We start from the raw sequence: 7,007 nt of genomic DNA, 5'->3' as shown, positions 1-7,007 counted from the left end.
TCTGGCGGCGCGCGCATCAGGCGGAGGCACGACGCCACCATTTCCGAAGGCGGCTAAGGCTCCAGATGATCCAGATCTAGCCCTGTAGTACTAGGAGTTGGCCGTCCGCCGGCCGGAGTCAGCCTCCGGCAGATTCTGGGCCTGAGTGGGAGGGGGTCCCTCGTCGGTCGGGCAGCTTTGCCGTGCCAGGGTTCTCCGGGGGCCGTCAAGGCTCACTTCGTGACGCGTGCGCTCGGCCTTGGCGGCCCCCGGGGGTTCCTGGTACGCCTCCGGTGACCGGGCGACGAGGGACCCCCTCCCACGACCCCGAAACCGACACCACGACGAAGCCGCACCCACACGCGGCGCCCCCTGCCCCTCGGAGGGAGGGCCGGGGTCTGGGGCGGAGCCCCTGAAAGGTTCGCTGTGCTGGCTGTTGCGCGCCTGGTCCGGCGGGGTCGTCGGCGAGCGGGGCGGAGACAGGAGCGGGCGGCGGCCCCGCAGGGCCGGGCGCGCGCGGGCCGCGCCAGCGGGCCGCCTTGAACCTGTAAGGAAAGTTGTAACTCAGTCGGGTGTGTGGGGCGCCTGGAGTGCTGTGTGTGGTTTGAAGTCCTGTGTGCAGGGCGGGAGTTCGGCGCCTTGGCGGTGTGCCAGTGGCAGGAAGACCACGGGCCGGATCATCCATGTGATGCGGGTGTCGGCCTGGGTGACTGTCACCGTGCAGGCCTCGGCGCGCAGGAGAGCTTGCCTTGTCGCAATGCGGCCGTCGTACAGCCATTCCCATGCTTCCTGGGACGCGTCGGGGTCGAGTGCCGGTGAGATGGTGCGGAGCGCGATCGCTACCCATCTGTCAGCCTGTGGGGCTGAGTACGCGTCGAAGGATGCCCGGAGGACCGGCCACGTCTCCTCCGTGATGTTCTCGGTCCAGCACTCGCACCAGTAGCCCCGCTGCGGCTTGTCCATCAGCATGGGTGACCTCCGGTGCGGGGGCCTGCGAACAGCTCGGCGGTGACCGTGTGTCCGCTGTCGCTCTCGTGGACGACGACGCGGTGGGCGATGGCGCTGACCATGCCCAGGCCTCGGCCGTGCTCGGCGTCCTGGTCCTGGCGTCCGGCTTTCGGGGCTGTGCCGGCGCCTCCGTCGTCCGTGACCGACAAGGCGACCACCTGCGCTGACACTGCGAGAGCCAGATGGAAGCTGCCCGATTCCTGACCGCTGGCGGTGTGGAGGATCGCGTTCGCGCTCAGCTCGCTCACGATCAGTTCGGCGTCTTCGGCTAAAGGGGAGCCGCGCAGGATGTCGCGGGTCCAGCGGCGGGCCCGGCTGACCTCTTCCGGGAAACCTGGGCAACTGAGCCCCCAGACCCGGGCTGTACTCGTATACTCGTGCATACAAGTTCCTTCGTGCTGGTAGGCCGCCATGTGCAGCGGGTTCGGGCTAGACGAGTTTCACGCCATCGTGGGCGCGGATCGCCGGTGTAGAAACCGCGTCCATCGCGTCCAGGACGCGGATGGCGTAGGCCTCGTCGGCAAGCTCGGAGACTTCTTCACGGGTGGCCCAACGCAGGGCACGGGTCTCGTCGCCGGTCGTGGGCGTGCCGTCGGCGGCCTCGCAGCGGAAGACCAGGGAGACGATCAGGCCCGTCATGTTCTTGTAGACGCCGGTCAACGTCGCCGGAAGGGCGATCTTGATGCCGGTCTCTTCGAGGACTTCGCGTTGCAGGGCCTCGGGGATGGTCTCCTCGCGTTCGAGGACACCGCCCGGCGGTTCCCACTTGCCGTTGTCACGGCGCTGGATCAGGAGGGCCCGGCCGCGGGCGTCTATGACGACCCCGGCGACGCTCACGGAGTGCGGGCGTTCTGTGCTCACGTTCCTCGGCCCTCTCGGCTGGCTAGGCTCTCCACCGTAGCAACAACACTCGCCCACTCGTCTAGATACCTAAAGGAGTACAAGTGAGCCCTGCTCTTCCTTCGGGCCTCCTCGGAGATCTCGACCCCACGAGCGATCGTGCGGTCTTCCGGCAGATCGCCGACCAGCTGCGCGAAGCCATCGACCGTGGGCGGTTCAGAGAGGGCGAGAAGCTGCCTTCAGAGGCTGAGCTTGTCGAGCACTACGGGGTGTCCCGGATGACGGTCCGGAACTCCTTCTCCATCCTTCAGGGGGAAGGGCTCGTCCATGCCGAGCACGGCAAGGGTGTGTTCGTCCGGCCCTGGCCTCCCGTGCGGCGCCTCGCCTCCGACCGGTTCGCCCGGCGGCACCGGGAGCAGGGGAAGTCCGCGTTCATCGTGGAGGCGGATGCGGCCGGCAGTCACCCGCAGGTCGACAGCCTTGAGGTCAAGGAGGAGAAAGCCAGTCAGGACGTCTCCACCCGGCTCGGCTCCGTGCGGCGTGTGCTGGCCCGGCGGCGCCGGTACCTCCTCGACGGCCGGCCGGTCGAGTTCGCCACCTCCTACCTCCCCCTCGACATCGCCCGCGGTACGCAGATCGCCGAACCCAACCCCGGTCCCGGCGGCATCTACGCCCGACTCGAAGAGCTGGGGCATCGTCTCGATCACTTCGAGGAGGAGATCCGCGCCCGGATGCCCTCCCCCGACGAGGTGAAGACGCTCCGGCTGGCCTCCGGCGTGCCGGTCATTCACCTCATCCGTACCGCCTTCGACACCGAGGGGCGACCCGTCGAAGTCTGCGACACGGTCATGGCGGCGGACGCCTACGTCCTGTCGTACCAGCTTCCGGCGACCTGATCGTCATGATTTGCGGTGGTGCGCGGGCACGCTTCCCCGAACCCGTACACCCCAACACGCATACTCGTATAGACGAGTGTCCAAGTTGTGTGGCAGGGTGATCGTCGTGAGCCCGGGAGATCGGGTTCACAGATCGCTACATGTATAGACGAGTAGATAGGCAGCTGTGCGCACCATCCGTGTGGAGACCACCGCCGCCACGATCCTCCTCACCGAGGCTCCTGAGCCCAAGGTCCGCGACCGCCAGACCGGTGAGATCGCCAAGGACGCCGTGAGCGGTGAGGCGCTGATGACCATCGGCGTCGTCTACATCGAGGACGGGGAGTCCTCGCTGATCAAGGTCACCGTGCCGGAGGGCGGTGTCTCGGAAGGGCTCGTCCTCGGCTCGCCCGTCTCGCTGCCGGGGCTCATCGCACGGCCGTGGGAGTCCGTGTTCAACGGGCAGCAGCGTCACGGCATTGCGTACCGGGCCGCCGCCGTCACTCCGGCTGCGTTCCCGGCCGCCATGGGGGCCACCGCCTGATGACCGATCTGACAACGCTCCTGGAGGTGGGCGGTCCCCTCGCCGCGCTCAGCGGCGGGGCCGCCTACACCCGGGCCAAGTACCCGGCGGTCTACTGGTCCGCGGTCGGCGGCCCGATGTCCACGGTCCGCCTGCTCAGCTCGTACGGCTCGGTCATGGAGGCCTGCGGCCTGACCGTGGCGCCCTCCCGGCTGCGGGTTCTCCGCCGACTACGACAGCCGGGCCACCGCCGAACTCGCCGCCCGCACCCACCGCTGCCCCGTCCGCTGAAGGGACCCCGAACACCGTGACCGTCAGTCTCCCGCTGGTCGTCGTACTCGGCTTCTTCGCCTGGGACGCCGTCAGGTTCCTGGGCGTCCGCGCCTGGGTCGTCATCCTGGTCGCCCTCTTCGGCTTCTGGCTCTCCCACACCTTCCTGGCCCCCGCCATCGAATCCGGCACGCGTACCGGCGTGACCGTCACAAACGGCTCACATGACTAGACGAGTAGATAAGGAGAACCTGGCCGTGTTCCTGCCCAAGTACCCCGACAGCCCCACCCCGCCACCCACGCACACCCACACCCCGACCGACCCGGCCCCCGTCCGACGCTCCGCGCTCCCAGCCGTCTCCGTCAGTACCGGCGCCGTCGTCGCCGTGCTCACAGGTGGCGTGGTCCTCACCGCGCTCCTGGCCGCCGTCGCCGTGTCGGCCATCGCGGTGGCCATCGCCGCCGTGGTCCTGCGCTCCCTGCTGCGCGAACACAACCGGCGCTGATCCGCGCCGACCCCTGGGGCGGCCACGACACCGCCAAGCATCCGGCCGCCCCGGGGCCCATCACTCCTGACCAATCCCGTCAGAAGGAGACAGCCATCTTCACCCGCACCACCCAGCCCCCGCTCCCGGAACTCGCCAGGCTGGCCCAGCACGGCGCCCTGCCGGGCATCCTCCAACAGCTCTCCGGCCTCGGCGGCTGCACCAACCCGATCCGGCTCGACGGCCACCGCACCGAATACGACCTCGACACCACGACGGGCGAGATCGGCCGTGTGCTCCAGCACCTCGACTCGTCGGCCCTCCCGGCCGGCCAACTCCTCGTCCGTTGCAACAACCGCCGTACCACCCGTTGCGCGGCCTGCGCGGAGGTCTACCGCCGCGACACCTTCCAGCTGATCACCGCCGGGCTCCGAGGCGGCAAAGGCACCCCGGAGCAGGTCGCCGCTCACCCTCGCGTCTTCGCTACCTTCACCGCCCCCGGCTTCGGCCCGGTCCACAACCGCCGCACCGACGGCCGGGCCTGCCGCTGCAGCACCCACCACGACCAGGACGACGACGCCCTCGGCACTCCGCTCGCCCCGGACACCTACGACTACGAAGCGGCCGTTCTCTGGAACGCCCACGCAGGCGCCCTCTGGCGACGCTTCTCGATCTACCTCCGCCGGGAGGTCGCCAAGCGAGCGGGCCTATCACAGCGACGCCTACGCGACCACGCCCGCGTCTCCTTCGCCAAGGTCGCCGAGTACCAGAAGCGCGGCGCCGTCCACTTCCACGCAGTCATCCGCATCGACGGCCCGACAGGCGGCCACACCCCGCCCCCGGCATGGGCCACCGCCGAACTGCTCACCGACGCCATCCAGGCCGCTGCCACCAAGGTCCGCGTCGACGGCCCGACCCTCGGCGACCGCACCCACACCTTCACCTTCGGCCGCCAACTCGACGTCCGCACCATCCGATCAGCCGACTTCAACGACGGCCAGGAAATCACCGAACGCGCCGTCGCCGCCTACATCGCCAAGTACGCCACCAAAGGCGCCGAAACAGCCACGGGTGCACTCGACCGGCCGCTGAAGTTCGCCGCCGAACTCGCCCAACTCGACATCAGCGACCACGCCCGCCGCCTCATCCGAACCGCCTGGACCCTCGGCGCCCGCAAAGACCTCGAACACCTCCGCCTACGCGCCTGGGCCCACATGCTCGGCTTCCGCGGCCACTTCTCCACCAAATCCCGCCGCTACTCCACCACCCTCGGCGCCCTCCGCGACGCCCGCGCCGAATGGCGCCGAGCACAAGCGGCGACAGCAGCCGCCAACCCTCAGCCGGGCACGACATACGTCCTCGCGCACTGGGTCTTCGCCGGCACCGGCCTCAGCGCCGCCGAGACCTGGCTTGCCACATCCCTCGAACCCGCCCCCGGAACGGAAGGAGAACCCACTCATGCCTGACGACGAGCTGCTGACGGTTCCAGAGGTTATGCGACGGCTGAAGCTGGGCCGCTCCACGGTCTACGACCTGATCCGTTCCCGCCGACTGCACTCCCTCACCATCGGCCGTGCCCGCCGTATCCCGACCTCCGCCCTCGACACATACATCCGCCACCACCTGGAAGAGGCCGCCTGATGCCCGTACCGCGCAAGAGGACTCGCGCCAACGGGGAGGGGACCGTCTACCAGCGCAAGGACGGCCGCTGGGAGGCCGCTGGATACGTCCTCGCCCCCGGCAACATCCAAAAGCGCATCCGCGTCTACGGCAGCTCTCGCAAGGAGGCACTGGCCAAGCTGACCGAGAAGATCGCCGCCAGCAACCGCGGCGTCCCTGTCATCACCGCCCAAGACAGCGTGGCCGCCTACCTGACCTACTGGCTAAACAACGTCGCCGTCCACCACCTCCGCGACACCACCCACACCCACTACACCGCCGTCGTTAAGCACTACCTCATCCCCGGCCTCGGCCGGAAGAAGCTCGCCAAGCTCACTGCCAAGGATGTCCGCACCTGGCTCAACGGCCTACGGACCGTGTGCCAGTGCTGCGCACGCGGCATCGACGCCCGCCGCAAGCCCGACGCCCAGACCGGCCGTCGCCCGCGCTGCTGCGCGATCGGCCAGTGCTGCCGCAAGCGCCTCTCCCCGCTCACGCTCGCCTACATCCACTCCGTACTCAAATCCGCCCTGCAACACGCTGTGCGCGAAGAGGAGATCCCCCGAAACGTCGCCCGCAACGTCCGCACCGGAACACCCCGTCCCCGCCGCTTCAACCCCCTCACCGCCGACGAAGCCCGACGCTTCCTCGCCGCCGCCCAGAATCACCGGCACGCCACACTCTTCGAACTCGCCCTGCGCACCGGCCTACGCAAAGGCGAACTCCTCGGCCTGCCCTGGGAAGACCTCGACCTCGACGGCGGCACCGCCACCATTGGCCGCACCCTCCAACGCACCAGCAGCAAGGGCCTGGCCACCCTCCCCACCAAGACCATCAGCTCCGAACGACGCATCGCACTCCCGGCCTCCTGCATCACCTCACTCCGTACTCACCGCAAGCACCAGGCACAGGAGAAGGAGAAAACGGGCTCAGACTGGCGTGACACCGGCCACGTCTTCACACGACCCGACGGACACCTGATCGAACCCGCCACTCTCACCCGACAGTTCAACGCACTGCTCCGCAACGCACAGCTGCGACCGATCCGGTTCCACGACCTCCGCCACTCAACGGCGACACTGCTCCTGGAGCAGGGCGTCGAACTCGTCGTCATCAAGGAGCTCCTGGGCCACGCGCACATCGGGGTGACCGCGACGGTGTATGCCCACGTCCGCCTCCGACTCCAGCGCCAGGCCATCGATCTCCTAGGCCATGTCCTCGGTAACTTCTCGGCGCCTGCGTCCGAGACCGAGGACGGCGACGATACACCGCTCTGTGCGGTACCTGTCCGCTGACGTTGCCGTCAACTACTGCCGTCAGACACCACAGAGGCCCCGCCGGAATGCCATTCCTGCGGGGCCTATATCC

At 68.7% G+C, this 7,007-nt stretch carries 10 protein-coding genes and 1 pseudogene; 8 read left to right on the top strand and 3 right to left on the bottom strand.

Annotated elements, in window-relative coordinates; all coding sequences use genetic code 11:
• Positions 1–543: 543 nt before the first annotated feature.
• From ACZ7OO_RS23930 to ACZ7OO_RS23920, 3 genes are read right to left on the bottom strand one after another with little or no spacing between them, the layout of a single operon-like run.
• On the bottom strand, positions 544–948 hold the full coding sequence (locus ACZ7OO_RS23930) for a hypothetical protein (protein ID WP_471507396.1): 405 nt from the start codon (positions 946–948) through the stop codon (positions 544–546).
• Positions 942–1,370: an ATP-binding protein gene (locus ACZ7OO_RS23925; RefSeq protein ID WP_471507395.1), complete on the bottom strand. Its 429-nt coding sequence runs from the start codon at positions 1,368–1,370 to the stop codon at positions 942–944. Before ACZ7OO_RS23925 ends, ACZ7OO_RS23930 begins: the two co-directional genes overlap by 7 nt.
• Positions 1,371–1,416: 46 nt before the next feature.
• Positions 1,417–1,824: an NUDIX hydrolase gene (locus ACZ7OO_RS23920; protein WP_471507418.1), complete on the bottom strand. Its 408-nt coding sequence runs from the start codon at positions 1,822–1,824 to the stop codon at positions 1,417–1,419.
• A gap of 107 nt (positions 1,825–1,931) precedes the next feature.
• Between ACZ7OO_RS23920 and ACZ7OO_RS23915 the strand changes: the two genes are divergently transcribed.
• The 8 genes and pseudogenes from ACZ7OO_RS23915 to ACZ7OO_RS23880 all read left to right on the top strand — a co-directional run bounded on the left by ACZ7OO_RS23915 (position 1,932) and on the right by ACZ7OO_RS23880 (position 6,934).
• Complete coding sequence (locus ACZ7OO_RS23915) at positions 1,932–2,723, top strand: GntR family transcriptional regulator (RefSeq protein ID WP_471507394.1); 792 nt, start codon at positions 1,932–1,934, stop codon at positions 2,721–2,723.
• A gap of 166 nt (positions 2,724–2,889) precedes the next feature.
• A complete protein-coding gene (locus ACZ7OO_RS23910; RefSeq protein ID WP_403444069.1) occupies positions 2,890–3,246 on the top strand; it encodes an SCO3933 family regulatory protein in 357 nt (118 codons plus the stop codon).
• A gap of 186 nt (positions 3,247–3,432) precedes the next feature.
• Positions 3,433–3,516, top strand: a pseudogene (locus ACZ7OO_RS23905) (mobile element transfer protein); the annotation flags it as partial.
• 16 nt (positions 3,517–3,532) lie between these two features.
• The gene (locus ACZ7OO_RS23900; protein ID WP_471507392.1) at positions 3,533–3,727 is read left to right on the top strand and encodes a hypothetical protein; all 195 of its coding nucleotides are present in this window, start codon (positions 3,533–3,535) and stop codon (positions 3,725–3,727) included.
• A gap of 25 nt (positions 3,728–3,752) precedes the next feature.
• Positions 3,753–4,001, top strand: coding sequence for a SpdD protein (locus ACZ7OO_RS23895; RefSeq protein WP_471507390.1), 249 nt, complete (start codon positions 3,753–3,755; stop codon positions 3,999–4,001).
• Positions 4,002–4,141: 140 nt separating this feature from the next.
• A complete protein-coding gene (locus ACZ7OO_RS23890; protein WP_471507416.1) occupies positions 4,142–5,446 on the top strand; it encodes a replication initiator in 1,305 nt (434 codons plus the stop codon).
• Positions 5,439–5,621, top strand: a complete 183-nt coding sequence (locus ACZ7OO_RS23885) for a helix-turn-helix domain-containing protein (RefSeq protein WP_471507388.1) — start codon at positions 5,439–5,441, stop codon at positions 5,619–5,621. Before ACZ7OO_RS23890 ends, ACZ7OO_RS23885 begins: the two co-directional genes overlap by 8 nt.
• Positions 5,621–6,934 (top strand): tyrosine-type recombinase/integrase, encoded by a 1,314-nt coding sequence (locus ACZ7OO_RS23880; protein ID WP_471507386.1) that lies wholly within the window; start codon positions 5,621–5,623, stop codon positions 6,932–6,934. The genes ACZ7OO_RS23885 and ACZ7OO_RS23880 overlap by 1 nt, the downstream gene beginning before the upstream one ends.
• Positions 6,935–7,007: the final 73 nt, after the last annotated feature.

The organism is Streptomyces sp. NPDC111744, assembly GCF_055634995.1.
Note: the sequence above shows the minus strand (reverse complement) of the source record. Positions and strands in the feature narration are given on the sequence as shown.

Bases quoted from the DNA above. Each gene is read 5' to 3' on its own strand.
- ACZ7OO_RS23930 (WP_471507396.1), bottom strand. From the start codon at position 948: ATGCTGATGGACAAGCCGCAGCGGGGCTACTGGTGCGAGTGCTGGACC.
- ACZ7OO_RS23925 (WP_471507395.1), bottom strand. From the start codon at position 1,370: ATGCACGAGTATACGAGTACAGCCCGGGTCTGGGGGCTCAGTTGCCCA.
- ACZ7OO_RS23885 (WP_471507388.1), top strand. From the start codon at position 5,439: ATGCCTGACGACGAGCTGCTGACGGTTCCAGAGGTTATGCGACGGCTG.
- ACZ7OO_RS23880 (WP_471507386.1), top strand. From the start codon at position 5,621: ATGCCCGTACCGCGCAAGAGGACTCGCGCCAACGGGGAGGGGACCGTC.